Origin of the sequence: Paenibacillus sp. FSL H8-0261 (assembly GCF_045040645.1) — a bacterium.
In the GTDB taxonomy this organism is placed as follows: Bacteria; Bacillota; Bacilli; order Paenibacillales; family Paenibacillaceae; genus Paenibacillus_AQ.
Window position 1 is genome coordinate 4,980,982 of the sequence record NZ_CP150297.1, and the last position, 26,358, is coordinate 5,007,339.

Annotated in this window: 29 protein-coding genes; 2 read left to right on the plus strand and 27 right to left on the minus strand. The window is 44.8% G+C overall.

Annotation, left to right across the window (positions count from 1 at the left end; genetic code table 11):
- Positions 1-47: 47 nt before the first annotated feature.
- Positions 48-542: a helix-turn-helix domain-containing protein gene (locus MHI27_RS22230; RefSeq protein ID WP_405174726.1), complete on the plus strand. Its 495-nt coding sequence runs from the start codon at positions 48-50 to the stop codon at positions 540-542.
- A 215-nt stretch (positions 543-757) separates the two neighbouring features.
- Positions 758-1,612, plus strand: coding sequence for an IS3 family transposase (locus tag MHI27_RS22235; RefSeq protein WP_405174727.1), 855 nt, complete (start codon positions 758-760; stop codon positions 1,610-1,612).
- Positions 1,613-1,977: 365 nt separating this feature from the next.
- Here MHI27_RS22235 and MHI27_RS22240 read toward each other — a convergent pair whose 3' ends face one another.
- The 27 genes from MHI27_RS22240 to spoIIIAA all read right to left on the minus strand — a co-directional run bounded on the left by MHI27_RS22240 (position 1,978) and on the right by spoIIIAA (position 26,292).
- Complete coding sequence (locus tag MHI27_RS22240; RefSeq protein WP_076141569.1) at positions 1,978-2,421, minus strand: stalk domain-containing protein; 444 nt, start codon at positions 2,419-2,421, stop codon at positions 1,978-1,980.
- 60 nt (positions 2,422-2,481) lie between these two features.
- A complete protein-coding gene (locus MHI27_RS22245) occupies positions 2,482-3,642 on the minus strand; it encodes a YrpD family protein (protein WP_076141570.1) in 1,161 nt (386 codons plus the stop codon).
- A gap of 737 nt (positions 3,643-4,379) precedes the next feature.
- Entirely contained in the window at positions 4,380-5,195 is an 816-nt protein-coding gene (spo0A, locus tag MHI27_RS22250; RefSeq protein ID WP_042129795.1) for a sporulation transcription factor Spo0A, read from the minus strand.
- Positions 5,196-5,394: 199 nt separating this feature from the next.
- On the minus strand, positions 5,395-6,507 hold the full coding sequence (gene spoIVB / locus MHI27_RS22255; RefSeq protein WP_081382880.1) for a SpoIVB peptidase: 1,113 nt from the start codon (positions 6,505-6,507) through the stop codon (positions 5,395-5,397).
- Positions 6,508-6,645: 138 nt separating this feature from the next.
- Positions 6,646-8,373, minus strand: a complete 1,728-nt coding sequence (gene recN, locus MHI27_RS22260) for a DNA repair protein RecN (protein WP_042190438.1) — start codon at positions 8,371-8,373, stop codon at positions 6,646-6,648.
- 64 nt (positions 8,374-8,437) lie between these two features.
- Positions 8,438-8,887, minus strand: a complete 450-nt coding sequence (ahrC, locus tag MHI27_RS22265; RefSeq protein WP_042190440.1) for a transcriptional regulator AhrC/ArgR — start codon at positions 8,885-8,887, stop codon at positions 8,438-8,440.
- A gap of 148 nt (positions 8,888-9,035) precedes the next feature.
- Positions 9,036-9,509, minus strand: a complete 474-nt coding sequence (locus MHI27_RS22270; protein WP_256716299.1) for a hypothetical protein — start codon at positions 9,507-9,509, stop codon at positions 9,036-9,038.
- A 111-nt stretch (positions 9,510-9,620) separates the two neighbouring features.
- Positions 9,621-10,523, minus strand: a complete 903-nt coding sequence (locus MHI27_RS22275) for a TlyA family RNA methyltransferase (protein WP_405174728.1) — start codon at positions 10,521-10,523, stop codon at positions 9,621-9,623.
- Positions 10,524-10,569: 46 nt separating this feature from the next.
- Complete coding sequence (gene dxs, locus MHI27_RS22280; RefSeq protein WP_405174729.1) at positions 10,570-12,474, minus strand: 1-deoxy-D-xylulose-5-phosphate synthase; 1,905 nt, start codon at positions 12,472-12,474, stop codon at positions 10,570-10,572.
- 99 nt (positions 12,475-12,573) lie between these two features.
- Positions 12,574-13,521, minus strand: a complete 948-nt coding sequence (locus MHI27_RS22285; RefSeq protein ID WP_076284484.1) for a polyprenyl synthetase family protein — start codon at positions 13,519-13,521, stop codon at positions 12,574-12,576.
- Positions 13,508-13,765 (minus strand): exodeoxyribonuclease VII small subunit, encoded by a 258-nt coding sequence (xseB, locus tag MHI27_RS22290; protein WP_042129807.1) that lies wholly within the window; start codon positions 13,763-13,765, stop codon positions 13,508-13,510. Before xseB ends, MHI27_RS22285 begins: the two co-directional genes overlap by 14 nt.
- Positions 13,743-15,122 carry an exodeoxyribonuclease VII large subunit gene (xseA, locus tag MHI27_RS22295; protein ID WP_405174730.1) on the minus strand — a complete coding sequence of 460 codons (1,380 nt, stop codon included), beginning with the start codon at positions 15,120-15,122 and terminating at the stop codon, positions 13,743-13,745. The genes xseB and xseA overlap by 23 nt, the downstream gene beginning before the upstream one ends.
- A 12-nt stretch (positions 15,123-15,134) precedes the next feature.
- Complete coding sequence (gene folD, locus MHI27_RS22300; RefSeq protein ID WP_042129810.1) at positions 15,135-15,992, minus strand: bifunctional methylenetetrahydrofolate dehydrogenase/methenyltetrahydrofolate cyclohydrolase FolD; 858 nt, start codon at positions 15,990-15,992, stop codon at positions 15,135-15,137.
- Positions 15,993-16,136: 144 nt separating this feature from the next.
- The gene (nusB, locus tag MHI27_RS22305; RefSeq protein WP_042190451.1) at positions 16,137-16,589 is read right to left on the minus strand and encodes a transcription antitermination factor NusB; all 453 of its coding nucleotides are present in this window, start codon (positions 16,587-16,589) and stop codon (positions 16,137-16,139) included.
- A gap of 298 nt (positions 16,590-16,887) precedes the next feature.
- Entirely contained in the window at positions 16,888-17,121 is a 234-nt protein-coding gene (locus tag MHI27_RS22310; RefSeq protein ID WP_042190453.1) for a DUF2273 domain-containing protein, read from the minus strand.
- 15 nt (positions 17,122-17,136) lie between these two features.
- The gene (amaP, locus tag MHI27_RS22315) at positions 17,137-17,676 is read right to left on the minus strand and encodes an alkaline shock response membrane anchor protein AmaP (RefSeq protein WP_042129814.1); all 540 of its coding nucleotides are present in this window, start codon (positions 17,674-17,676) and stop codon (positions 17,137-17,139) included.
- A 74-nt stretch (positions 17,677-17,750) separates the two neighbouring features.
- Entirely contained in the window at positions 17,751-18,167 is a 417-nt protein-coding gene (locus MHI27_RS22320) for an Asp23/Gls24 family envelope stress response protein (protein WP_042132343.1), read from the minus strand.
- A gap of 114 nt (positions 18,168-18,281) precedes the next feature.
- Positions 18,282-19,625 (minus strand): acetyl-CoA carboxylase biotin carboxylase subunit, encoded by a 1,344-nt coding sequence (accC, locus tag MHI27_RS22325; protein ID WP_042190455.1) that lies wholly within the window; start codon positions 19,623-19,625, stop codon positions 18,282-18,284.
- A 54-nt stretch (positions 19,626-19,679) separates the two neighbouring features.
- Positions 19,680-20,189 (minus strand): acetyl-CoA carboxylase biotin carboxyl carrier protein, encoded by a 510-nt coding sequence (accB, locus tag MHI27_RS22330; protein ID WP_042190457.1) that lies wholly within the window; start codon positions 20,187-20,189, stop codon positions 19,680-19,682.
- 147 nt (positions 20,190-20,336) lie between these two features.
- Complete coding sequence (locus MHI27_RS22335; protein ID WP_405174731.1) at positions 20,337-21,263, minus strand: SpoIIIAH-like family protein; 927 nt, start codon at positions 21,261-21,263, stop codon at positions 20,337-20,339.
- A gap of 67 nt (positions 21,264-21,330) precedes the next feature.
- Positions 21,331-21,972, minus strand: coding sequence for a stage III sporulation protein AG (gene spoIIIAG / locus MHI27_RS22340; protein WP_042190462.1), 642 nt, complete (start codon positions 21,970-21,972; stop codon positions 21,331-21,333).
- Positions 21,973-22,012: 40 nt separating this feature from the next.
- Complete coding sequence (gene spoIIIAF, locus MHI27_RS22345) at positions 22,013-22,774, minus strand: stage III sporulation protein AF (protein ID WP_341052576.1); 762 nt, start codon at positions 22,772-22,774, stop codon at positions 22,013-22,015.
- A gap of 104 nt (positions 22,775-22,878) precedes the next feature.
- Entirely contained in the window at positions 22,879-24,123 is a 1,245-nt protein-coding gene (gene spoIIIAE, locus MHI27_RS22350; RefSeq protein WP_405174732.1) for a stage III sporulation protein AE, read from the minus strand.
- Positions 24,124-24,165: 42 nt separating this feature from the next.
- On the minus strand, positions 24,166-24,555 hold the full coding sequence (spoIIIAD, locus tag MHI27_RS22355) for a stage III sporulation protein AD (RefSeq protein WP_042129828.1): 390 nt from the start codon (positions 24,553-24,555) through the stop codon (positions 24,166-24,168).
- 7 nt (positions 24,556-24,562) lie between these two features.
- Positions 24,563-24,766: a stage III sporulation protein AC gene (spoIIIAC, locus tag MHI27_RS22360; protein ID WP_036682849.1), complete on the minus strand. Its 204-nt coding sequence runs from the start codon at positions 24,764-24,766 to the stop codon at positions 24,563-24,565.
- A gap of 13 nt (positions 24,767-24,779) precedes the next feature.
- Positions 24,780-25,298: a stage III sporulation protein SpoIIIAB gene (spoIIIAB, locus tag MHI27_RS22365; protein WP_341135393.1), complete on the minus strand. Its 519-nt coding sequence runs from the start codon at positions 25,296-25,298 to the stop codon at positions 24,780-24,782.
- On the minus strand, positions 25,291-26,292 hold the full coding sequence (gene spoIIIAA, locus MHI27_RS22370) for a stage III sporulation protein AA (RefSeq protein WP_405174733.1): 1,002 nt from the start codon (positions 26,290-26,292) through the stop codon (positions 25,291-25,293). The genes spoIIIAB and spoIIIAA overlap by 8 nt, the downstream gene beginning before the upstream one ends.
- Positions 26,293-26,358 lie beyond the last annotated feature (66 nt).

A 26,358-nucleotide genomic window follows, 5' to 3' on the forward strand; every position in this document is an offset into this window, starting at 1 on the left:
TAGAAAAAATAAAAACTTCTACTGCTTCAATGACGGGAGTTTTTCTAATGTCTAAAAGAAGTCCAGCATCTTTAGAAGTAAAATTACATGTCGTACGGCTGTGCCTTGAGCACAAGTCGAATCCAAACTATGAGGCAAAACAGCGAGGTCTTAGTTCGCACACGGTAAGAGAATGGATTAGGAAATATAAAGCAGATGGTTTAGACGGGTTAAAGGAATCGAGAACATGGAAAACATACTCAAAGGAATTCAAACTAGCTGTTGTTAACGAAGTATTGTCTGGTCGTTTCTCCGTTGAAGAGGCGACAAACAAGCATCATATTTCAAGTAGAAGTGTTTTGATCAAATGGATTACCAAGTATACTAATGAGATAGAATTAAAACCTACACATAAAGGAAAAGGACTATCTCATATGAACAAAGGACGTAAAACAACTTTCGAAGAACGTATTGAAATTGCACAATATACCATCGCTAATGAATTGGATTATCAGAAAGCGATTGAAAAGTACGGTGTATCTTATCAGCAAGTTTACGCATAGGTTCGGAAATATCAAGCTGGCCGTGAGGAAGCTCTTCAGGACAATCGAGGTCGTAAAAAGCCTGTAGAAGAACTAGAAGAGCATGAACGTCTTAAGCTACGGATTAAAGAGCTAGAAGCGCGAAATGAATACCTAGAGATGGAGAATGACTTCGCAAAAAAGTTGGCAGAGATCAAGCGACGAAATACACGCTAACCCTCGTTCGACAAGTAAACTTGTATCAAGCGATTCAAGAACTGAACAAAGAAAAAGGTCACGCAATTACGAAGTTGTGTGCGTTAGCTGGGGTTGCTCGATCTGCCTATTACAAGTGGTTAAAATGGAAACCCTCTTGCATAGAACTTGAAACTCGTGCGTTAGCGAAAGAAGTAAAGCTACGATATGACAAGCGAAAAGGGATTCTTGGCTACCGTCAAATGCGCACGCAATTAAACCGAAAGCTCAAAAAGCAGTACAACAAAAAGCGTTATTACCGAATTATGTGTGCTCTTGGGCTTAAAGCAGTCATTCGCAGAAAACGAGCGAGTTATGTGAAAGCTACGGAGATCCATGTAGCTGAAAATGTAATGAACCGTAACTTTGATGCCAATTCCCCTAATTCAAAATGGTGTACAGATGTGACAGAACTGAAGTACGGGAATGGGCGCAAAGCCTATTTGAGTGCCATTATTGATGTATATGATAATTCCATTGTTTCATGGGTATTAAGCCATTCCAACAACAATAAACTCGTGATGGATACGTTGAAAAGGGCTTACGCGAAGAATCCTGGCGTATCTCCTCTTCTACAAAGCGACAGAGGCTTCCAGTACACGTCTCATGAGTATAACCGACTTCATGTAAAGTACGGATTTAAGAAAAACATGTCTCGTGTGAGCCGATGTTTGGACAACCAACCTATTGAGCGTTTTTGGGGTACCTACAAGTCAGAAAGCTATTATCTTACAAAGTATGACACCTATGAAGATGTCCTCACAGAGGTTAGCCGATATATTCACTACTACAATAATTATCGCTACGTAGAATGTTTGGATGGCTTGTCACCTAACGAATACCGACGTGCTGCATAACGAAGATACCTCAGCTCTTGTATTACGAGCTGAGGTATCTAAACTAACTTTTTTTGTTTTTTACACTGTCCACTTGACAGGGAGCACTTCAGATCTCAGTGTCTTTTTGCTGCATTGATTTATTGATAGCTCTTGCCGCGGACAGTGGTTCACTTATCATTAGAAATCTATGCCAACATCCCCCTTATAGAATATTTGTTTTTGTATATGCATTATATACCGAGCATACGTTCTTTAAGCAGGAGATATTTTCTAACTAATCATTTTAAATTACTACCAAATTTATAATATAACGCAAATAATAAACGCCATTCCATATCAACGGTAGGCATTTATTATTTGATATTTATGATAATAAATAAAAACTACTTTGCAAAATCAATGTGAATCTTAGCATCATTCTCTGTTTTTTCCCAATTCACTTTTGCCCCCAATGCTTCAGAAATAAATCTCAGATTTACATAAAAGATATTACTCGTAGGTTCAAGTGATGGTGCTTGATTTAATACAACTTTTTCTCCATTTAATAATGCATCATAAGAATTATTTGTTAACACTATAACTTTATTATCTTTTGATGCTGTCACAGTTTTTGTGTTATTATCCCATTCAATCGACATTCCATACTTTTCAAAAATGGGTCGCATAGGGACAAGAGTTGTTCCAAGATAAGTGACATTTGCATAAATGTCTAACTTTTCATCATTAATGTAAATGACTGGCTTGCTGCGTGAAGCGTTTACGCCAGTCCCTCCTAGCATTAACGTAATAACAGATGTAAGTAAGATTGCTTTGAAAACTACCTTCATACGATTCCTCCTTTAAATAATAATGGACAATAGACACAAAAGTATCTACTGTCCATTATTTTAATTGTAAATGTCACTATTTACAACAATTGTAATTACATTATTTCCACTGACAGTGACATTCGAATGATCGTTCAGTGGGCCTGATAATGCACTGCTAGAAATAGGTGTTCCGTCAACTTTGATATTAGAAAAAGTCGTTCTATTTTTTCCTGTATCAGTTTTAGACCAAACAGTTGATAACAGTTTCCATCTGCTTATTGAGGCAATATTCCAGCTTGCATTTGATTCCATTATTGTTATATTTGGTGTGTCTTGAAGAGAATAGCCCCCGAGTGTTGGACAAATAGATGTTCCATCAATTTTGATTCTTACTTTTCCATTATAATTGTACCAAAAATACATTAATGGAGCTGTGCCAGGTTTATAACCATTTTTTGTTTGTACTTGATTATAGCTAGGATCGAAAGTAGCGCTTTGATATTGATCCCAACCTGTATTTGTCTCACTTACATATGGACGATTTTTTTTCTTGAGAATTATTACTGGTTTCCATCCATAAGACGTAGCACTTGGCCCTAAATTATTATAAAGTTCCACACCCATGTCAGCTGCCCAAGAACCAATACCATCGGTAACAGTCGTAGTATATTCAAATCCACCATAGTTAAAAGCAATATGATTCGGTCTATCCAGACTCACTATATTACTGTCCGCTAATGGTAGTTGCATTAGTGCCATAAGATAGCTACCAGTAGTATTAACATTCATTCTACCGCCTACACCATCCCCAATAAATCCAGCTCTAGGAGCGACGTTAATACTGTTAGCCTCATTAAATTCATTAACATTTCCCGCTAGAAGACTTTCCACATTAGTATCTGTCTTATCTACTACCCATAATTCTGGGGCAGCATTAGCCGACTCTTCATAAAAATAAGTATATTGTTCATCGAAAGTAATGTAATCATAAGTAGTTTGGTCAGCACTTTTTGCAAAAGCTACTTTACTATCTCTTTCTTCTTCAACAGCATTTTTAGCAATTTGTAGTACGGCAGCAAGTTGATAATCGGCAACCTTTTGAGTCTCTTGATGCACCACATTAATCTCTGCCAACTCCAGACTTGAAGTTGGTAATGTGTCGTCAGCAAAAGCTGAAACAGGGAAAACCGCAAAACTTGAAATAAGAAGACTAGTTAATATTTTTTTACTATAATTCATATAATTACCTCCTTTTGGAATGAGATAATTGTATGTCACATCAGATAAATAAAATAGAATATATTTCCTTGTAATATTTTGTATTTTTGACTATAATAATGCGATTTTCGCTATATTATTTCATAATATATATTATTATCTAATAGTCAAAATATAAAGTTCCTAAATTTTTTTCTTAATTCGCTATATAATAAAAGCCCAATTTCATCGTAAAGAAATCAGTGAAATCAGAGCTACTTTGCAGATTGGTTCGGGTGAAAACTCAGCAGATATTTTGAATCATTAAGTGGTTTTATCGCAATCTCGCTTCCTCTATAAGAAACAGTGCTTAAATAATCAATTAAACTCTTCTTAACATATCCCCTTTTCTATCCTCTTACAGTTTTTATTTGTGAGATATTCTCAACAGGATTTTTAAATAATTCTCCTTATTCACATCATGCTGATTCTTTAAGAATTAACTTTAAAAATTGTTCATAAGAGTTAACGGTCTTACGTGATAAATTCTTGTTTTGACAATCTAAAAAGTCTTCTAAAAAAAACTCCAAATCCGATAACTCCATACAAATCCTCCATCTCTTTTCCTACAAAAACAAAACCCAATAAACCAAAAAGGTTTATCGGGTGAGATGGAAAAAGTTTATCGGATTCAAAACAAGTCTATCGGTTTTTATATACTGTCTGTAAACACCTTCCAGCAACCCACAATCCCTTACCCCGCAGTGCCCCTAACCCTTTCAACTAACCTTATGCTCAATCCGCAGCTTGTCTGCTACCATGGCAATAAATTCCGAGTTAGTAGGCTTAGATTTGGAGATATTAATCGTGTAGCCAAATAAATGGCTGATGGAGTCGATGTTGCCACGGGTCCAAGCCACTTCAATCGCATGGCGAATGGCACGTTCTACGCGTGAAGGCGTGGTCTTGAATTTCTCTGCTATGGCTGGATAGAGTGTTTTTGTAATCGCACCAAGGATCTCGATATTGTTATATACCATGGTGATCGCTTCGCGCAGGTACTGATAGCCCTTGATATGTGCTGGAACACCGATTTCATGGATGATCGAGGTAATGTTAGCATCAAGATTCTTGCCCTTCGTAAGCGGCACTACATTCGATCTGGACGTCGACGAATAGTTGTACATGTTAGAGGATGAGCTCATGCTGCCTTGTACCCCTACAAGCTGACGTACACGATTTGCCAGGACCTCCATATCGAACGGTTTCAAAATATAATAGGATGCACCAAGCTGTACAGCTCTTTGAGTGATGTTCTCCTGACCAAAAGCGGTCAGCATGATGATCTTCGGTTGAGGATTCAGATCCATATCACGCAGACGTTCCAAGACACCCAGACCGTCTAAATGTGGCATGATGATATCAAGAATAAGGACATCGGGAACTTTGCGTGCTTCGCTTAGCATTTGAAGCACTTCTTCACCATTGTAGGCGATACCCGTTACCGTCATATCTTCTTGTTCAGAAATGTATTCGGAAAGCAAATTCGTAAACTCCCTGTTATCATCGGCCAACAACACTTCAATATTCTGCACTGGCTGCTTCCTCCTTAATTATATCTGCTATTCGAAAATAACATTTTTTTCTTGTCTCTTAACATTTTCGACATGGAGATTGAATTCCCTTCTGTCGAAAATTATTTTTCTTTATTTTTTTTCTGGCATGGATTATAATTAAATATTTTATTTCAAGTTTCGATGATCTTCGTATTCCTTCGACAAAAAAATCTTAAGGCTAAACCGCCTTAAGATTTAATGGATACCTATTCTCCTGTAGGGTTACACCAGAATCCTTAAGCATCCATTCGATGAAGCAACCGTAACCGGACTTAGGATCATTTACAAACACATGAGTTACAGCGCCGATGAGCCGTCCATTTTGAACGATTGGACTTCCGCTCATCCCCTGAACGATACCACCTGTCTTATCGATCAGTCGCGGATCTGTGATACGAATGACCATACCCTTTGTCGCCGGCGTCTGCTGATGTGCCACATGAATGATCTCAACCTTAAATCGTTCTACCTGCTGCCCATCTACAACGGTAAGAATTTCAGCTGGACCTTCCTTGACTTGATTGCTCATTGCCACAGGAATAGGTTCTTTATAAAGACTATGCTCGGGATTACGACTCATTTTACCGAAGATTCCAAAATCTGTGTTACTCTCCACATTACCAAGCACTTGGCTTTCTTTTAAGAAATGGGCTCGTTTCTCACCCGGATCGCCATCCTGGCTTTTAGAAATCGAAGTTACACTGGACTGAACAATATGACCGCTGCCAACAACAATTGGTGTTCCTGTATTCATGTCCGTAATCACATGTCCTAAAGCTCCATAAACCCCCTGTTTCGGGGCATAAAAAGTTAACGTGCCGACACCCGCTGCAGAATCTCGAATGTACAGGCCTAACCTCCAGACTTTGTCATTAATATCATACGCGGGTTTCAGCTTGGCTGTATGCTCTTTCCCAGCGCGTTTAAAGACAATCGTCAGAGAATTATTCGCTTTTCCAGCACGATCCACAAGCTTGGCCACCTTAGATAACTCGTCCAACTTCTCTCCATCAATGGAGATCATCAAATCACCTGGCACCAAACCGCTGACCTCACCTGGGGAAAGCTTGGATTTCTCGGATACTTCAATCAGATGATGTCCAACAACCAGAACACCTGCTGATTTCACCTTTACTCCGATCGTTTGACCTCCCGGGATCACCTTCAGTTCCGGTTTCATTCCATGCGCAGTCACCTTGGCAGGTTCACTGTTCAGTGGTGCGGCAAAACTTTGGTGGGTTCCCGTTATGCCCGATAAACTAAGAAAGAAGGCAAATAAAAGGCCTGGCATTAACTTCCTGAGGTTAGGCTTCAATGGCTGTCACGCTCCCTTTTGCTTCTTTCGCTTGACGAAAAAGGTGGTCGCCAATTGCGTACCTATAAGATAACCTTGCCCCCAGGCTTTTATTACTGTCAATCATTGTTCCGCTTAGCTTGTTGCAGCCTTACTTGCCTCGGCCAAATTAAGCATTTCCTGCGAATGGTGCAATGTTTTTTCGGTAATTTCCACCCCACCCAGCATTCGGGCCAGCTCCATTACACGTCCATCATTCGAGAGTGATTCCACTTCCGTCATGGTTCTTCCGTCCTCAACCTTTTTGCGGATTAAGTACTGATGATCAGCCATACAAGCCACCTGCGGTAAGTGCGTAATGGAGAACACCTGACAAGTGGAGGACAGCTTATACAGTTTATCTGCAATGGATTGAGCAGCCCGACCACTCACACCGGTATCTACCTCATCAAAAATCAGAACTGGAATCGCATCATGACGCGCAAAAATACTCTTCATTGCCAACATAATTCGCGACAACTCACCACCCGAGGCAATTTTGCCAAGAGGTCTTAACGGCTCGCCAGGGTTAGGGGAAATCATAAATTCCGCACTGTCGATCCCTTGTCTTGTAAGACGAATACGCCGACCCTTATAATCAACTCCACGTGGGTCCTCCAACGTGTCTAATTTAACCTGTAGCGAGGTTCTTTCCATCTGAAGATCTTTAAGCTCACTTTCCACTTGCGTGGCTAAATCAGACGCACACAGCTTCCGTGCTTCACTTAATTCAGTAGCTGCATCCATCAATACAGAAAGCAATGCATCGCGTTTGGTCGTCAGTTTCTCCAGATATTCATCTTTATTCTCAAGCAGATCGGTTTCCCGATGGATTTGTTCATAATAAGCTAAAATCTGTTCTACACTATCTCCGTATTTACGGCGGAGTCCGGTAATTAAATCGAGACGATTCTCGATTTCTTCGAGTCGCTGTGGATTGAATTCGATCTCTTCTCGGTAATCACGAAGCTGAAATGCAGCATCCTCTAGTTGATAATAAGAAGATTGCAGCTGCTCAAGCACGGATTTAAGACCCTTTTCATCATAACGAACCGCATCCTCGAGTCTGGAAATGACATTACCTATGGATTCTAAGCCTTGTCTATCGTAGAGAAGCTCATATGCACCTGATACGGAATCCATCATTTTCTCACTGTGGGATAGTTTGACCCGTTCTTCGGCAAGTAATTCATCTTCTCCCGGTTTTAATGCTGCAGATGAAATTTCTTCTAACTGAAAACGGTACAAATCAAGCATTTGATAAGCCTTTTGGCTGGATTCCTGCAGCTCTCGGAGCTCTTTCTCCACTTTCGCAAAGGCTGAATACTTTTCCTGATATACCGCTTTTAGCGGCCCGATAATGGGTTCTCCGTATGTATCCAGCAGTCCCAAATGTCGTTCTGCCTTCAATAGGTTTTGGTGTTCATGCTGTCCATGAATATTAACCAGCTGCTCGCCAATTTCACGTAGCATAGTAAGATTGACCATCTGTCCGTTTACACGTGATGTACTTTTACCCTGAGAGGTGAGTTCACGGCGTATTATAAGATGCTCCTCACGCTGAGCCTCAATGCCAAGACGCTCTAAAGTATCCCAGACGGGATGACCGCTTGGGAGGCTGAAGAGCGCTTCCATCTCTGCTTTTTCACAACCGTAACGAATAGAATCCGCGGAGCCGCGCCCTCCGGCAATCAGTCCAAGCGCATCGATAATAATGGATTTACCTGCCCCAGTCTCCCCTGTGAGCACATGGAAGCCAGGATAAAAATGCACATCTACCGCCTCAACGACGGCTAGATTGCGGATAGACAAGGTTTCTAACACTAATAGAGCACCTCCGAGAAGATGATAAGAATTTGATAGAATGAAATTTATACTTTCTTATAATTTAAGAAATGTAACCCATGATTTGTGAAATTACAGTCTTACTGTCCTCAGGCTGGCGGCAAATAATTAGAATGGTATCATCACCAGAGATGGTCCCCATAATTTGTGGCCAGTCAATATTATCAATCAAAGCAGCGACTGAGTTAGCCGTTCCCGGTAAGCATTTCATCACCACAAGATTAGCCGATGAATCGATCTGCACAAAATTATCCACCAAAACGCGCTTCAGCTTCTGTATTGGATTGTACCGTTGGTCAGTTGGAAGCGAATATTTGTATCTTCCATCATCCATAGGCACCTTGATGAGCAATAGCTCTTTAATATCTCGAGATACTGTAGCTTGAGTAACCTGAAAACCAGATTCACGCAAGGCTTCTACCAGCTCGTCCTGTGTCTCGATATCCTTTTGCGTAATAATCTCACGTATCTTAATATGTCGTTGACCCTTCATTGTTGCCTCCTAAAAGTTTTGTAAGCGACACTTCCAGATTAGCAGCGACAAAACTACATCGGAAGCATGGACTTAGTTTTGTAAGCGATGCTCCCCGAATTGCTTCGGCAAAACTACTTCGGAAGCATACACCTAGTTAAATATGGACTCAGTTTGATTCTCCGTCATCTCTGCCAAGCTTAATCACTTGAATAGATCCCGCCGCAGTATTAACATACAAAACTCCGCTACATTCCGGATAAATCAGCAAGTACGGAAGCAAGGTATCTCGTAAGCCACTGCCTGTGAAATCCAAAGGTTTCCGCGGTCTAGAAAGGATAACCAAATATATTGATCCTTCCTCTTTAGTCGCCACATAATCTATAAATAACCGGCTATACATCTGCGCCCCGTTTACGTTGAAGGACAACGGGATTTTGAGCTTCCCTCCAACGACCTCGTACCCTTCATCCTCTAGTATGTCTATAGATGGGTGAGGAATAATCACTTTATTAAACGGGATCTGATCCTTCATGAAAGAACGCGGAGAATTTTGCAGCCATATATATATCCGATAAATTATAAAAATCGATAATGCTACTCCAATAAACGCCATGACGACCTTGTCTGAGCTACCCGCCACTATCAATCACCTCGGTGATTTATTCGCGTGAAGCCATGCCAATTCCTTCTTCTAAGCTGCCTTTTTAGAAGCTTTCCGAATAATTGTTATTTTCCATATGGAAAAAGAAACTCACCGGCGCGATGAGTTTCCATGAGTCGAATTTACATTAAAAGTACCCGTAGCCTGCTTAATCACTTCATCCGCTAGGGATGGAAAATCCTCCACTGGAATGACTGATGATACAGCATCTGAAGGCTGTAATATACCTTCTTCAGCTTCCGCCAATTCAGGCGTTAGTCTCCAGTGAGCAAGAAACTCAATATTGCCTTCCCCGCCTGTAATCGGTGAAAAGGTTAATCCCTGCAGCTGGTAACCCAGCTCTGCCGCCATGGTCAGTACATTAATTAATACCTCTTTATGAACAGCAGAATCACGAATTACACCTGATTTACCAACCTTCTCCCGTCCTGCCTCAAACTGTGGCTTGATCAGCGCAGCAATATCCGCCGGGCGCTTAAGCAAAGCTTTGAGCGGTGGAAGAATTATTTTTAAGGAGATAAATGAAACATCAATACTCGCAAAATCTGGAATCGGACCCACCAAATCTGGAGGCGTCATATATCGGAAATTCGTTCGTTCCATCACACTAACGCGTTCATCATTACGCAGCGACCAATCCAGCTGATTATAGCCAACATCAATCGCGTACACATGGCTTACTCCATTCTGAAGTGCACAATCCGTAAAGCCTCCAGTAGAAGCACCGATGTCCAGCATGGTCCTTCCCGTAAGATCAATATTAAATTGGCGTAGAGCCTTCTCCAGCTTTAGGCCCCCACGACTGACATATGGATGCACAGAGCCTTTAACCTTAAGGGTGGCCTCCCGTGACACCTTCATACCAGCCTTTTCAATGCGTTCTTCATCCGCGAGCACCAGTCCTGCCATAATGGCTGCTTTAGCCTTCTCACGGCTTTCATAAAAACCTTGCTCAACAAGTAGTACATCTATCCGTTCTTTACGGTGTTCCATGGTCATCTCCCGATCGTTCAAAGGGTTGCTAATTTCCGGCTTCCATTTAGGAAGTCGAAGTTGTTTTGTAGTTATAAGCACTCAAAGCCATCATGGACTTGATACGTGCACATAGCGCTTCTACAGTAAGACCTGTTTCCTGGCGCTGTTCTTTAATAGAGCCGTGCTCCACAAAGATGTCAGGTACACCCATCAGATGTACACGAGCGTCATAAATTTCATTCTCTGCGTAGAATTCTAATACCGAGCTGCCGAGGCTTCCCGCTTGGCAAGCCTCTTCAATAACAACCATGTTGGTTCCAGCGTGAGCCAAATCAAGCAGCATGGAGTTGTCGAGTGGCTTCAGGAACCGCGCATTTACGACGCCTACCTGAATCCCTTCCCGCTTGAGTAAATCAGCGGCTTCTTCAGCCACTTGAACCATAGGTCCGCAAGCTACAACAGCATAACCTTCGCCTGTACGCAGTCGTTCCCATGATCCGATTGGAATAGTACGCAGCTCAGGATCCATTGCTACACCTGTACCGTTAATACGCGGATAGCGATAAGCAATCGGACCGTCATTATATTCAAGCGCCGTCTTCATCATATGACGCAGCTCATTTTCGTCTTTTGGCATCATCATCACCATATTCGGAATATGGCGCATAAAAGCAACATCGTACACACCCTGATGAGTCTCACCATCCGCACCTACAAACCCCGCGCGGTCAATGGCGAACATAACATTCGCGTTATGCCGGCAAATATCATGGACGATCTGATCATAGGCACGCTGCATGAAGGTAGAATACACCGCATATACCGGCTTCATCCCTTCCATAGCCAAAGCTGCACAAAGCGTAGCCGCATGTTGCTCAGCAATCCCGACATCAATCATACGATCGGGAAATTCCTTAGCAAAAGGAAATAAACCCGAGCCTCCTGGCATCGCAGGTGTAACAGCAATCAGACGGGAATCTTCCCGACCCAGTTCGATCAGCGTCTCGCCAAATACTTCCGTGTACATTGGAGGACCCACAGCTTTAAGCGCCTGACCCGACTCAATTTTGTATGGTGAAATGGCATGTGATTTATAGAAATCGGTCTCAGCCGGTTTGTAGCCCTTACCTTTAGTTGTTAGTACATGTACCAACACAGGTCCAGCCACGTTATCTGCTTGGTGGAAGGTGTCAATCATCTTCTCCAGATCATGTCCGTCTACAGGACCGAGATACGTAAAGCCGAGCTCTTCAAACAATACTCCAGGTACCATCATATATTTGAGACTATTTTTTAACTGTTCAGCAGTCTTTGCTAATCGTCCTCCGATGGCCGGAATCTTCTTAAGCAGCCCTTCTACTTCATCTTTGGCACGCAAATAGTGGCGATCTGAACGTATTTTACTTAGATAATTATGCATCGCCCCTACATTAGGAGCAATTGACATTTCATTATCGTTCAAAATAACCATCAGCTTACGCTTCTCATGGCCAATATGGTTAAGTGCTTCAAACGCCATTCCACCAGTAAGAGCACCGTCACCAATCACGGCAATAACCTTATTGTCTTCACCCTTGAGATCGCGAGCCATCGCCATCCCCATTGCTGCCGATAATGAGGTACTGCTATGTCCAGCTTCCCATACATCATGCTCACTTTCGGAGCGCTTAACGAAGCCGCACAAGCCCTGATATTTACGCAAGGTATCGAAGCGGTCTTGACGACCAGTCAGGATCTTGTGAACATAAGCCTGGTGCCCAACGTCGTAAATCATTTTGTCACGAGGGCTGTTATAACAATAATGCAAAGCCAAAGTGAGCTCCACGACTCCTAGATTGGATCCGAGGTGCCCCCCAGTTGCTGTAAGCTTCTCAATCAGAAATCGACGAATTTCCTCCGCTAAGGTAGTTAATTCATCGACTGACAATGATTTTAGTTGCTTAGGATCATTTATTTGTGGAAGCAGCACGTATAGTTCCCCGCTTTCCTAGATGTTGTAAATTATATAAAACCCATTATAACACAAACGAAACGGCTGTCGAAATACAGCCGTTTCGAAAGTTCATAATTAGTGATCACGTGCCATTAAGTAATCTGCAATTTCCAGCAGGCGCTGGCTGTCATGAAAACCACCGTTCAGAACAGCATTTCGGGCTGTTTCTGTAAGCTGCTTCACTTCTTCTCGCGATGCTTCGAGGCCAATAAAATAAGGATAAGTTACTTTATGCTGCTTAACATCACTGCCTGTTTTTTTGCCAAGTTTACCTTCGTCTCCAACCAAATCCAGAATGTCATCCTGGATTTGAAAAGCGAGTCCAATGGCTGTTCCAAATTTATGCAAAGCCTCAAGCTGCTGCTCGTTAGCACCTGCAATACGACCGCCAGCTAGTAGCGAAAAGATAATCAAATCTCCTGTCTTATGCAGATGAATGTACTTTAGCTGTGCAAGATCGGTTAGACCCTGCTCGCCTTCCATATCTGCAATCTGACCGCCAACCATACCACGAGGGCCTGCCATTTCCGCCAAATCCTCCACGATGGATAGTACACTTTCCGCAGGGACGCCAAATTTACGCGAGGCTTGTACCACACTGTAGAAAGCATGGGTCAGAAGGGCATCACCCGCAAGAATAGCGGTCGCTTCCCCGAAGACTTTATGATTCGTCAGCTTCCCGCGCCGATAATCATCATTATCCATGGCAGGCAAATCATCATGAACTAACGAGTAGGTATGTACCATCTCTATAGCAGCAGCGACAGGCAGGGCAGCCTCTCTATTTCCTCCTAGTGCTTCACATGCGATAATCACCAGCAGTGGCCGGAGGCGTTTGCCCCCAGCCATAAGTGAATACTTCATGGCTTGCTGCAAATTCTCTGGAACCATCCATTGTGTGGGGAGAATAACCTCTAGTTCATGTGAGACTAGATCGCTTAAGGACGCGATGTAATCCTCCAGTGGCTGACGCACTGTTTCTCCTTCAGAGTTTCTCTCAAGCTCATGCTCAAAGCGAGTCATCGGCGTCCCCTTCCAGACGTGCACCAAACGGCTTCTTACGCAGTTCTCCGTCCTCTAGGGTAATCATTTCGATCTTACGCTCTACCTGCTCAAGCTTGCTGCCGCAAAGCTGAGATAACTTCATACCTTGCTGAAATAAATCGATGGCCTTCTCCAGGGGAACGTCGCCGTGTTCAAGCTCACGTACGATTTCCTCCAGCCGGTCCATGGCGCCTTCAAAATCAAGTTCCGCTTCCTTCGTCATCGTCTTTGCCATCCTCCTTCATTCCCCATACCTGGCAGTTCAGCTGTCCGTCATTCATCTTTATCACTACAAGATCGCCAAGCTGTACTTCGGTCAGCGATTTGATTAAATGTTCTTCTGCTTCGTCATAGACTAAGCTGTAGCCTCTCGACATAACTTTAAGAGGGCTCAGTGCATCCAGATGACGAATCTCCGCTATATAGCGAGCTCGCTTCTCCTGCAGGCGGGCCTGTATAGCACCCATCAGCTCACGGCGCATGCTTTCGGTGCGCTGACGCGCAGCGGCAACACTGCCGTGCGGATGGAACCGCTGCAGACTATGATGCAGCACAGCTTTGCGCTCGTGGGAACGGCTGAGCCGTGCATCCGCTGAGCGCTGGAGCCGCTCACGCAGCTGATCCAGCCGCTGCGTGTGCTGCATCAGCGAGCGGCGCGGGCCTGCCAGCGCCAGCGAGCGTTCCAGCCCCGCGTGACGCTCGCGTCCGCGCTGGACGCGTCTTTGCAGCGCTTGGCGCAGCCGCTGCTGTTGCTGGCGAAGCTGCGCAGCTAGCTCGCCGGCGTGTGGCACGGCCAGCTCCGCGGCCGCTGTGGGCGTAGCCGCGCGGAGATCGGCGGCGAAATCGGCAATCGTGAAATCGGTCTCGTGGCCAACGGCCGAGATGACCGGAATCCTTGATGCCGATATCGCTCGCGCGACTTCCTCCTCGTTGAACGCCCACAGCTCCTCGAGCGAACCGCCGCCGCGGCCGACGATAAGCACGTCGGCCTCACCCATGCGGTTCAGCGCTCCAATCGCCTTCACGATCGAAGGCGCGGAGCCTTTGCCTTGCACCAGTACGGGATAGATTACAATAGCCACCTGCGGAAACCGCCGCTGGAGTGTAATCACGATATCCCGCACAGCTGCCCCCGTTGGCGAAGTAATCACGCCAATGCACTTTGGAAAGCGAGGCAAAGGGCGTTTACGCGCTTCTGCAAACAGCCCCTCTTGCTCAAGCTTGCTCTTCAGCTGCTCATAGGCTAAATATAGACTACCAATTCCATCAGGCTGCATGTGTGTGGCATAGAACTGATACTGCCCGTCCCGTTCATATACGGTCACATTACCTCTAGCAATTACCCGAGCACCTTCCTTCGGAATAAAGGGTAGGCGCTGGTTATGAGAAGCAAACATAATCGCCTTGATCCGACTGCTCTCATCCTTTAGCGTGAAATACATATGACCGCTACCATGATGTGTAAAGTTGGAAATCTCTCCGCGAATCCATACATCCGAAAGTAAATTATCCGAGTCTAGCTTCATGCGGATGTAACGGTTGAGTTCTTTTATCGAATAGACCTGCCGCTCTGCCGCCATGAATTTCTACCCCTATTCCAAGCCGTGACGGCGTTTAGCCGCAATCAGCGTGTTGCTCATCAGCATTGTAATCGTCATCGGTCCAACCCCACCCGGAACAGGTGTGATGTATCCGGCAACTTCTTTTGCACTATCATAATCAACGTCACCCGCAAGCTTACCGTTATCCAAACGGTTCATACCTACATCAATGACAACAGCACCCGGTTTCACGTAAGAAGCGTCAATGAAATTCGCGCGTCCGATCGCAACAACTAGAATATCTGCTTGACGGCTAATTTCTTGCATATTAGCTGTACGGGAATGGCACATCGTCACAGTAGCATTCTCACGTTGCAATAACAAAGACACTGGCTTACCTACAATATTACTGCGGCCAATGACCACAGCATGTTTACCAGCCATTCCTGTTCCTGTACGTTTGATTAGTTCAATTACACCTGCAGGTGTACAAGGAAGCAGACTGTCAGCACCAATCACTAGGTTACCTACATTTACAGGGTGGAAGCCGTCAACGTCTTTCTCCACGGAGATCGCATCAATAACAGCTTTTTCCTCAATATGCTTAGGCAATGGAAGTTGAACTAGAATCCCATCAATATCATCGCGTCCATTAAGCTGCGCTACGAGAGCCAGCAATTCTTCTTGAGTAGTAGACTCATCCAGTTTATGCACTTCCGAATGGAAACCAAGGCTGATACAAGATTTTTCCTTGTTGCGAACATAAACTTGTGATCCTGGATCTTCACCTACTAGAATTACTGCCAGACCGGGCTTCACGCCACGTTTCGCCAGTTCAGCAACCTCCTGGGCAATACCAATACGAATTTCCTCAGATACTTGTTTACCACTGATGATTGCTGCTGTCATGATAGTCTCTCCCCTTTTATATACTTTACTATTGTACAAGCATAAACGCCTTCGGCGTCCTTACGTGGACGGTAAGCGTTTATGCGAGAAATATAAAACATAAAGAATAGGTGAATAACTTATACTTGCTTATATTTTTAAAAATTAAGAATGGTCAGCTTTAATTGTATCGATCTCCTGGATCATCTTACCAAGCACACCGTTTACAAACTTACCGGAATCATCCGTTCCAAAATGCTTGGCCAAATCTATAGCCTCATTCACAGCAACCTTAGCCGGAACATCATTCGCGAACACCATTTCATACGCCGCAAGACGTAAAATTTGACGATCCACACGTGACAGACGGCTCATTTGCCAGCCTTTCAAGTAATGCTCAAGCATATCGTCAATTGCAACCTTGTGCTCCCACACACCGTTTACATGCTCCACCACATAGTGCTTAAGCTGAATTTCGTCCGTAATTACACGCTCTGTTTCATTCTCCTCTGAAGCTTCCTCCAGCAGCATTTCCACAGCTTCCGCGCTCTCTACATCGTTCATTTCCATCTGATACAGGCTTTGGACAATAATCTCTCTCGCTATACGTCTTTTCATGTGTTCCTCCTAAAATCTTATATCGCATTAACATCTTTACTCAAACTTCTATAACGTCGGGCAACCATAAATATAACTTCACACCTCAAGTGTGATAATAATTCAGACTTTAATGACATCGCCTATAATTATTTTAAGCCCAAATCCTTCGAATTCTATCCCTAATCCTTAGAGGATTATTGTCCGATGTCCATTAAAGATATCTTTCACAATTAAAAAAACCGCAAAGTCTTTCTTCCAGGGGCATTGGACAACACAAACTTACGGCTTCCTGCTCCGGGAAAAAGACTATCGCGGTTCACTTGAAGGGACGCCAGCGTCCGGATAGACGCGTAATCAGCTCCTGCCACTGAAACAGGGGAGCCTCTGCGTTATCCTTTCTTTTGCCGAACGTATATCCGATGAACACTACCAGTGCAAAGAACAACATATCCCAAAAACCGCAAATTAAATATATCAAACCTAGACCAATGCCGAAAGTCACTCCGGCGATTCTACCCCCGTGACTTTCCCATACTTCTTTCCAAGACATAAGGGAAATTCACCTCTATTCCACTCGACTTTTGAAGCTTGGAGACTGCGTGAGGTTAGCAATGTATACAGACACATCAGCAACCGGAATACCGGTTGTCTCCTGCACAAAATCATGCACCTGACGTTGCACTTCTGTGGTTAGTAGCGGCAATGAATGTTCACCATCCACTACTGCGCGAATTGTAATTTCAAGGCCCGCCTGAGAAACGCGAATACGCGATTTGAGATCTCTGATTCCCTTCACTTTACCGGCAGCCTTCAGACTCAGATTCTCAATGGTCTCCACTGAAATCTGAATATCCCCATACTCTGTACGCTGATCAACAGAAGGTAAAGAAGCGCGATCACGACGCAAAGAGATATAGAAAAATCGGATGCTCAGAAGGAACAAGACAACTGCTACTACAATTGCAGTAATATAAGCTGCTGGTCCATTCTCAATCTCCAAAGTTTTAGGAATAGCACCGCTCAAGAGGAGGATGGCAATAACAGATAATATTCCGATACTTAAGCTGTAGACAAACAGCAAAAGTCTGTCCAAAATTTTTGCCACGAGTCTCATAACCTCCTTAAATTAGAGTAAACCCTCGACTTTACTGTCGGGGGTTTATGGAAGAACGACGACTGTTATTTCACGCGAAGAACCGTTTCAGCTTCCTCGTTCTTGTCTACAGTGTTGTTGTTCTTGAATTGTACATCATGAATATGCACATTCACTTCCACAACAGTCAGACCAGTCATAGTCTCGATGGAACGCTTAACATTACGCTGAATTTCAGCAGCCACTTCAGGAAGACGGTTACCATATTCAATGATTACAGAAACATCCACTGCAGCTTCGCGTTGTCCAACCTCTACTTTAACTCCTTTAGACAAGTTCTTACGTCCGAGAAGCTCAACAATACCACCGGCGAAACCACCGCTCATGCCAGCTACACCTTTAACCTCAACGGTCGCTAAACCTGCGATCACCTCGATCACTTCAGGAGCAATCTGGATCTCACCGATTTCTGTCCGTTCGTATTCTGTCGGCAATGTACTCATTTTAGACTTCACACCTTTCAACAAAGATTCTCATAAATTCAAGCGTAAAGCACGTCTCTTATTAAACATACTATATCATTTGACGAACTTTATGACAAACAAAGCGAAGTCGTCCTAAATTTCATACTCTTCCAGAAACTTGATGTCAAAATTACCATCCAGAAATACAGGATGCTCCAACAGTTTCTGATGGAAAGGGATCGTAGTATGGATTCCCTCCACGGCAAATTCAGCCAAGGCACGCTTCATCTTTGCAATCGCTTCCTGACGTGTGGGTGCCCATACAATCAGCTTTGCAATCATAGAATCATAGAAAGGGGAAATCGTATACCCAGGGTACGCCGCGCTGTCTACACGAACACCGAGACCTCCAGGCGGCAAATAAAAGCCGATTTTACCTGGTGAAGGCATAAAATTACGTTCTGGATCTTCCGCATTGATACGGCATTCAATCGACCAGCCATTAATCACGATATCTTCCTGTGTAAATGACAAAGGATTTCCTTCTGCAACCGAAATCATTTCCTTGATCAAATCCACACCCGTAACCATTTCCGTTACCGGATGCTCTACCTGAATACGAGTATTCATCTCCATGAAGTAGAACTGTCCATCCGGTCCAAGCAAGAATTCAAGCGTTCCCGCTCCCGAATAATTCACAGCGAGTGCTGCACGAACTGCTGCATTCCCCATCGCTTCACGGATATCCGGTGTAAGTACAGAACAAGGTGCCTCTTCAATCAGCTTTTGGCGACGACGCTGTACGGAACAGTCGCGTTCACCTAAATGCACTACATTACCATGCTTATCTGCAATAATTTGAATTTCTACGTGCTTCATACCTGTAAGGTACTTTTCCAAATATACACCAGCGTTGCCGAACGCCTTCTGCGCTTCCTGTTGTGCAGCAGTAATCTGCTTCACCAATGATTCCTCGTCCTCAGCAATCCGAATGCCCTTACCCCCGCCACCTGCGGTAGCCTTAATGATAATCGGGTATCCGATATCACGACCCAGCATGACGGCTTCCTCAACATCACCTACAAGGCCATCTGAGCCCGGGATGATCGGAACTCCAGCCAGCTTCATGGTTTCCTTCGCCACAGCTTTATCACCCATACGGTTGATTGCATCTGGAGATGGCCCAATGAAGATAATATTGCAAGATTCACAAATCTCTGCAAAATCTGCATTCTCAGCTAAAAATCCATAACCAGGATGGATGGCATCACATTCTGTTAAGGTGGCTACACTCATAATATTTGTAAAGTTCAGATAGCTGTCCTTGGACGGCATCGGACCGATGCAGTAAGCTTCATCAGCCAACCGGACATGCAGTGAATCCCGGTCGGGTTCCGAATAGACCGCGACGGTGGAAATGCCCAGTTCTCGGCAGGCCCTAATAATGCGGACCGCGATTTCGCCGCGGTTGGCAATCAACACTTTTTGAATGTTCATGCGTTTCCTCCCAAAGTTTTGCGAAGCTTCCGCTCCATAAGTAATCTGCGGTATTTATTCCGGTTTAACCAAGAATAGTGGTTGACCGTATTCTACAAGCTGACCATTCTCGGCCAGTACGGACACGATTTCACCTTTAATCTCCGCTTCCAGCTCATTCATCAGCTTCATCGCTTCGATAATGCATACCGTTGTTTTCTCACCAACACGGTCTCCAACATTAACAAACGATGGCATTTCCGGAGAAGCGGCACTATAAAATGTTCCCACCATTGGAGATACAATTTTATGTAGTTTGCCTTCTGCGACGGCTTGTGGCTGCTGCGCTGGAGGAACCTCACTGATTACTGGATAGGACACTTGCTGCACGCTCTGCGGCTGCGGGGCAGGCGTAAAGGGATAGGCATTATAAGGAGTCGCCTGTACTGCTGTTCCATCAGCTTCAGGGCGATCCGGTTTGCGAATTGCAAGCTTCATTCCTTCGCTTTCGATCTCCAACTCATGTACAGAGGAGGTCTGGTCCAGCAATTTAATTAATTCCTTAATTTCGCTCAACTTGAACATACATTAGTTCACTCCTTCAGCTTTCTCTCGAAGCCACTTCTTAAGCGGACAAGATAACTTTATGTATTATATCATAAACGCTAGAAATGGAAAGAGCCCGGGAGAACCCGAGCTCTTTCGTCATTTTTCCTATAATTTCACGTCTTATTATTTCTCGGAAACGTATTGAACACTAACTTTATCCTGAGACACACTCAGTTCCTTCATTACGAGATCAACGATGCTAACCGCTTGTTTTACATCCAGCTTGTCACTCAGTACGACTACTTTATAGCTGTCCCCAGCTTCTTCCTTCACGATGGCTTCCCCATATTTTTGTTGAAGCTGTTCTTCGATGCCCGTAATTTTAGATTCTTTTTCTTCAAGGTTAAGGAGCTGTTCTTGAGCAACTGCGTTATCAGCAGGCGTCTTCTCCATATCGTTAATCAAAGCCAGTAAGTCTTGTTGGCTCTTTAGATTCTTTTGCTCACGTTCATACAGGTAGTTAGTGAACATGCTGCTCGCCGATACACTTTGTGAAGCTACTTCATCCAGGATTTCTTTATCATTCTTAGCAGGGGTTTTGGATGTTGTAGTAGCCGCTGTATCCTTAGCTGCCGTATCCTTAGTTACTGTATCCTTAGCTGCTGTGTCCTTAGTTGCTGTGTCCTTAGTTGCTGTGTCAGAAGTTTTACTGGAGTCTTTTGCAGCAGTGTCCGTAGAAGCTTTCTCAGAGTTACCGCTGTCTGCTGCTTTACTGCTATCATCCTTAACCGCTGTAGTTGCACTGTCATCAGTAGTTGCAGTGGCTGCACTATCGTCAGTGGCTGTAGTGCCGCTAGCGTTATCTACAACGCCTCCATCAGCAACAACATCTCCTTGATTGACAACTTCGTTCACAACGATGCCTTTGTCGCCAACCGTTGGTAATGCTGCGTTTGCTGTATCTTTTTTCAAGGAGTCTACCTGCATAGTTCCTGCTGTGTCTTTTGGAACCGATGCACCTGAATCTTCAGTAAATAAATAGTATGCCGAGAGTACAACCATCAAACTGAGCATAGAAACCAACCATATTGTTTGTCTTTTGCCGTTCATTCTTAATTCCTCCTAAAATTTAATCTAGTGGCTGCTTCGGAAGCACTCACTTCTTGACTTTCTCCTGCTACTCTTGTTTGCGTGGTACTACTGAAATGCGCTGAATTGGGACATTCAAGCCTTTTTCGATAGCCTGCTCGATAAGTCCACGAACGACTTTGTTCTCTGCACCTTTGGCAACTACCAGTACGCCGCGTACCTGAGGCTTAATCCGCTTCGTCACAATAGGTGTTTCATCACCCGATTGCGAGTAGGTTACGATTTCGCCATCCCTCGTATATTGTGTCGTGTGACGTTTTCCACCACTGGCATCCGTCTCCTCACTAAGCTGCTGGGAGTCGTTCATATTTCGCACCACGACAATTTCTTCCGTGGATTCCACAGTGACCATGATATCAACGGTACCGACACCAACGATTTTCTCCAAAATCTCCTTCGTCCGGTTCTCCAGTGTCTGTTCAATACTCTCGAACGAGTTAGTCGCTCCAGGATCACTCTGCACCAGCGCCGTTTGGGAGGACTGATTCAGCGGTGGCTCACGCCCCGTATTCTCGTTATCAATCTTCTTCACATTGACGAAGGAATTAAACAGCATAATCGCTGCGCCCAGCAGACCCAGAATGATTAGCCAGCGGAAAGTATGACTTCTCTTCGGACTGCCAGCCCCACCCCCAGCCCATTGCTCCAGCTTTTTCAGCCAATTGCCCACTCCTATCCCTCCTAACATTGATAGTTTAGAAGCTACAGACTCATAACTTGACGTTATTCACAACGCCGCCATCTACTTGGATTACTTTGGGATCTAAATCCCATTTTTGTTCCAACAGCTTTACGATGGACTCCGTTTCACTTGAAGGCGTGTTATTTTCTGTTACATTTCCGTTCACTGCTTTGGGCTCATCTGCAGAAGCTGATCCATTCTCTGGATTCGTACCGATCTTTACTTCTACAGGCTCTACAGGAGCGATTGCAATCGGCGGAGCAGCAGCTGCGCTGGAAGTACCGGAAGCCCCTATGGAATTAGCTGTTGCTTGGGACATTGAGACCTTCACTGCAGAGATGACAGGAATATCTTCATTACCGGAGCCGCCGGATTTCCCCATGCCGAGCGTTACAGTGACATTAACCCCGCGTTTGCCGGTCTCGCTGATGATCTGCTCCCTCATTTGCTCAGCAACCTCTTCTGCGGCCAGCTTTAGGCTTTGATCCTGTCGCCCTTGTGCAAGCTTTTGACCATCTGCCAGAATCTTTTCCAAAGAGGGATCTCCACTTCCCCCTCCTGTGAATAAGCCTCCCTCTTTCTCCTGACGCCCCATGGCTATACTCAGCTCGGCTATTGCGTCACCTTTAAGGAGAGAAACGATCGGGCTAAGCATGGTAAGTAAGATCAGGAGGCTCAGCACCAGCCTTGCATAACGCTCCATGGATTTGCTTGGGAGCAGTAATTCAACGAATGATGCTAGCAGCACGACAAGTATGATCTCTCGTAGCCAATCGCCCAACCAGCTCATCGTTTCCCTCCTAAAAGTTTTGTTAGCATAGCCTTCAGAGAATTTCTTCGTACTAAACTAGCTTCGTAAGCACCCACTAAGTTTTGTTAGCATAGCCTTCAAGCTCACCTCATCATGACGGTTAAATTGCCAGCGGTTAGCATGATCGTGACGGCCATAAAAAACATTAACGATACAGCTGCCAAAGCAGCGAATACGTACACCATGCTTTTTCCGATGGTCTGGAGGCAGACCACAATCGGCGTCTCTCCTAATGGCTGCATTACAGCAGCAGCTACATTGTAGATCAGAGCAAGCACCAGAATTTTGATCGCCGGAAAAGCGCAAAGGAACAAAATGATGATCACTCCGGATAGCCCAATAGCGTTCTTCACCAGGAGTGAAGCTGAGATCACTGTGTCTGTTGCATCTGCGAACATTTTTCCGATGACCGGAACAAAGTTGCCTGTAATATATTTAGCGGCCCGGATCGTAACACCATCTGTCACTGAACTCGTAATTCCCCTGACTGAAATCACACCGAGGAACACAGTGAGCAGTACTCCTAGTAATCCAGCTCCGATATTTCTTAGCAGATTCGCCAACTGGGTCAGCTTGTATTTCTCCGACAATGCACTTACGAGATGCAGCACCGCCGAGAAGAATAATAGTGGAAAGACAATGGTGTGGATCAGTGTGCCAACGGTATGAATCATAAAAACAATTAGTGGATGTGTGACCGAGACGGTAACAATGTTCCCCATGGAAGCTAGTAACGCAAACAGTAGCGGAATCATGGCCATCATAAAATCAATCATCCGGTCGATAGCATCCTTCGCATAACCTATAGCGATATTGAAGCTGTTCACGGCAATAACGAGCACTACCATATAACAGAGCGTATAAGCCACCTTGCTGACCGTTTTTCGCTCAAAAGCGGTTTGTAGCGTCTCCAGTATCATGCTGAGCACACTGACCATGACAATCGTGACCAGCAGCCTTCCGTTGTACAACACCTCATGCCACATAAATCCAAGAAGCCCAGATAATACACCTTGTAAGCTGAGTCCCTTATCCCCTGGAAGCAGCATGTCCATAAGTGATGGTGTTGCCCCGTCTGGAAAAAAACCTCCGTAATCCTTCATCAGTTGATCCCAGTACGACTCCACCTTATCTGTTGGCAGATTGTTCACCTGACCCTTGACCCACTGGTCTACTGGGGAGGAGTTCCCCGATCCAGGTGCTGGAGTTGCTGGAGAAGCTATGGCCACCTGAGCTGTACCTGCAAACCATAGAATGAAGAAGCATGGGAGCAGCAGCAGCAGTATTATTTTTAATTTTGGAGGACGAAAAACACTGCACTTTTGCATAACTCCTCCTCCCTAATCGTTGCTTAGCTTCCTTCAATTGCTTTAAGCAGGTAGCAGCTTCATGACCGTTTCAATAATGATGCTGATAATGGGTACAGCTAGTACCATAATGAGGACTTTTCCAGCGAGCTCTATTTTGGAAGCAATCGATTCCTGCCCTGCATCACGCACAATCTGTGCTCCAAATTCAGCGATATATGAAATTCCGATGATTTTGAACACGGTCTTCAAATAGATCATTTCCATCCCCGATGACTCTGCCACCCGCTCCAGTGTGGAAAGTATCATTCCAATCTTGCCGATTAGAAACAGGAAGATCAGAATCCCTGTGGCAGTAGCGAGGAGAAAGGCAAACATCGGTTTTTGTTCCTTCAGCACGAGAATCAATATGGTCGATATCAGCCCTATTCCAACAACTTGAATGATCTCCATAGCACGCCTATTGAAAAAGAAAGATCGTTTTTATTTCCTGCAACAGTCCGTCCAGCATTCGAATAACCATAAATAGCACAACGACGAACCCGATTACGGTAACCCAATGTGCGAAATCTTCTTTTCCCATCTGTTTAAGCACCGTGTGTATCATGGCGATAATTATGCCAATGCCGGCAATTTGAAAAATCGCATTGACTTCAATATTCATTCCTGGCACCTCGCTAAAAGATCAAAATGACGATCAATGCTCCAAGCAGCAGACCCAGGCTTTTACTCAATTTTTCATATTTGCCTTGATCCTCTCTGGCCACCGACTCCTCCTGCTTCAATTGCTGCAATGCTAACGCGATATGAGTGCTCTGATTGGACCTATCGCTTGTACCGAGAGTACAACTGAGCTGGCGGAGAATCTCTTTTTCTGTCCCCTTCAATGCGGTAGACTTCCAATGCGAGTCCATAGCCCTCTGAATGGCATCCTGGGCACTTCGATCATGGGGTGGGCTCATCTCCTCAGCTGTTTTAACAAACAACGTTTTGAGCGGTTCCTTAGACTGAATCCCAATGCGCCGCATAGCTTCAGGCAATGGGGTAAAGCCGTACATAATTTCTGTTTCCAGCCGCTGTAGCGCTGCTATCAAGCCTCTGATATGTCTTGGCCTGTCTGCATATTGTTTTGCAAATTGGAGCCCTGCTAACGTACCAGCCAGCACAATCAGAACGGCACCGAATAGCTTAAGCATGTAAATCACCACCTAATCGATCCCCGAGTGAGATAAGAAGTAATCCGCGTTTCTGTCCATCCAGAACACGAAAGGAGAGTCCTGCTTCTGAGCGATGCAGAATGACGTATCTTTCGAACATCTTTTGTTCCAATAGCCCGCCAAGCCCGGGTCTACGAGCCAGTTCTATTACTTCTTTACCGTGAGCCGAAGCAACGACTGATATTCCAGCATGCAGCGCTTCAGTGACTGCTTCAGCGTCTTCAGGACGACCAATCTCATCAGCGATCAATACATCCGGTGACAAGGAACGAATCATCATCATCATGCCTTCAGCTTTGGGACAGCCGTCGAGGATATCTGTGCGCGGACCAACATCAAAGGCGGGAATCCCGCGTCTGCTTCCGGCAATCTCAGAACGTTCATCGACAATCCCCACCTTCATACCGGGTCTTCCGCCTTCACGTTTCCCCAAATCTCCTAAGGAGATTTGTCTTGCGATATCGCGAAGAAGTGTTGTCTTCCCGTGCTGTGGAGGCGAGAGGATCAAGGTGTGCATCATTCGCTGCCTCCCCTTGTCCAGCAGATAAGGTAGCACTTTATCCGCGACTCCGGGAACCTCACGGGCTATGCGAACATTGAAGCTTGTAATGTCGCGTAGATGCTCCACACCACCACCACTCAGCACCGTCCGACCAGCAAGTCCTATTCGATGGCCGCCAGGAATCGTAATAAATCCCTTTCTCAGCTCTTCTTCCATCGTATATAGTGAATGGTTGCTGATCAGATCTAGCAGTCTATGAGTGTCCTCCCGATCCGGCCTATAGGCTTCTTCCGGCCTTTGCGTTACGCTGCCATTTGCTCTAAGAAAGTGATATTTACCTGAATAGTTAATCTCCAGCGGACGACCTTCACGGACCCGAATCTCTTCCACCATTCCAAGTAGCGGAAGGGGAAGGCACTTTAATAGTGCTCTTACTTTTTCAGGAAACAATTGCAACCAATCATCTGCCATACAAAGTACCCCCAAGTTGTCCTCTATCTAATTGCTTTATTCCATATTTATGCTTGTACGCGCTCA

Coding starts and splice junctions, on each gene's coding strand:
- MHI27_RS22230 (WP_405174726.1), top strand. CDS start 48: ATGTCTAAAAGAAGTCCAGCATCTTTAGAAGTAAAATTACATGTCGTA.
- MHI27_RS22285 (WP_076284484.1), bottom strand. CDS start 13,521: ATGACTCGCTTTGAGCATGAGCTTGAGAGAAACTCTGAAGGAGAAACA.
- MHI27_RS22275 (WP_405174728.1), bottom strand. CDS start 10,523: ATGGAACACCGTAAAGAACGGATAGATGTACTACTTGTTGAGCAAGGT.
- xseA (WP_405174730.1), bottom strand. CDS start 15,122: ATGGCGGCAGAGCGGCAGGTCTATTCGATAAAAGAACTCAACCGTTAC.
- MHI27_RS22245 (WP_076141570.1), bottom strand. CDS start 3,642: ATGAATTATAGTAAAAAAATATTAACTAGTCTTCTTATTTCAAGTTTT.
- spoIIIAE (WP_405174732.1), bottom strand. CDS start 24,123: ATGCAAAAGTGCAGTGTTTTTCGTCCTCCAAAATTAAAAATAATACTG.
- nusB (WP_042190451.1), bottom strand. CDS start 16,589: ATGAAAAGACGTATAGCGAGAGAGATTATTGTCCAAAGCCTGTATCAG.
- spoIIIAC (WP_036682849.1), bottom strand. CDS start 24,766: ATGAATATTGAAGTCAATGCGATTTTTCAAATTGCCGGCATTGGCATA.
- MHI27_RS22335 (WP_405174731.1), bottom strand. CDS start 21,263: ATGAACGGCAAAAGACAAACAATATGGTTGGTTTCTATGCTCAGTTTG.
- xseB (WP_042129807.1), bottom strand. CDS start 13,765: ATGACGAAGGAAGCGGAACTTGATTTTGAAGGCGCCATGGACCGGCTG.
- ahrC (WP_042190440.1), bottom strand. CDS start 8,887: ATGAAGGGTCAACGACATATTAAGATACGTGAGATTATTACGCAAAAG.
- spoIIIAB (WP_341135393.1), bottom strand. CDS start 25,298: ATGCTTAAGCTATTCGGTGCCGTTCTGATTGTGCTGGCTGGTACGTTA.
- MHI27_RS22240 (WP_076141569.1), bottom strand. CDS start 2,421: ATGAAGGTAGTTTTCAAAGCAATCTTACTTACATCTGTTATTACGTTA.
- folD (WP_042129810.1), bottom strand. CDS start 15,992: ATGACAGCAGCAATCATCAGTGGTAAACAAGTATCTGAGGAAATTCGT.
- accC (WP_042190455.1), bottom strand. CDS start 19,625: ATGAACATTCAAAAAGTGTTGATTGCCAACCGCGGCGAAATCGCGGTC.
- spoIIIAF (WP_341052576.1), bottom strand. CDS start 22,774: ATGAGCTGGTTGGGCGATTGGCTACGAGAGATCATACTTGTCGTGCTG.
- spoIIIAA (WP_405174733.1), bottom strand. CDS start 26,292: ATGGCAGATGATTGGTTGCAATTGTTTCCTGAAAAAGTAAGAGCACTA.
- MHI27_RS22310 (WP_042190453.1), bottom strand. CDS start 17,121: ATGTCTTGGAAAGAAGTATGGGAAAGTCACGGGGGTAGAATCGCCGGA.
- spoIIIAD (WP_042129828.1), bottom strand. CDS start 24,555: ATGGAGATCATTCAAGTTGTTGGAATAGGGCTGATATCGACCATATTG.
- accB (WP_042190457.1), bottom strand. CDS start 20,189: ATGTTCAAGTTGAGCGAAATTAAGGAATTAATTAAATTGCTGGACCAG.
- MHI27_RS22320 (WP_042132343.1), bottom strand. CDS start 18,167: ATGAGTACATTGCCGACAGAATACGAACGGACAGAAATCGGTGAGATC.
- spoIVB (WP_081382880.1), bottom strand. CDS start 6,507: ATGCCAGGCCTTTTATTTGCCTTCTTTCTTAGTTTATCGGGCATAACG.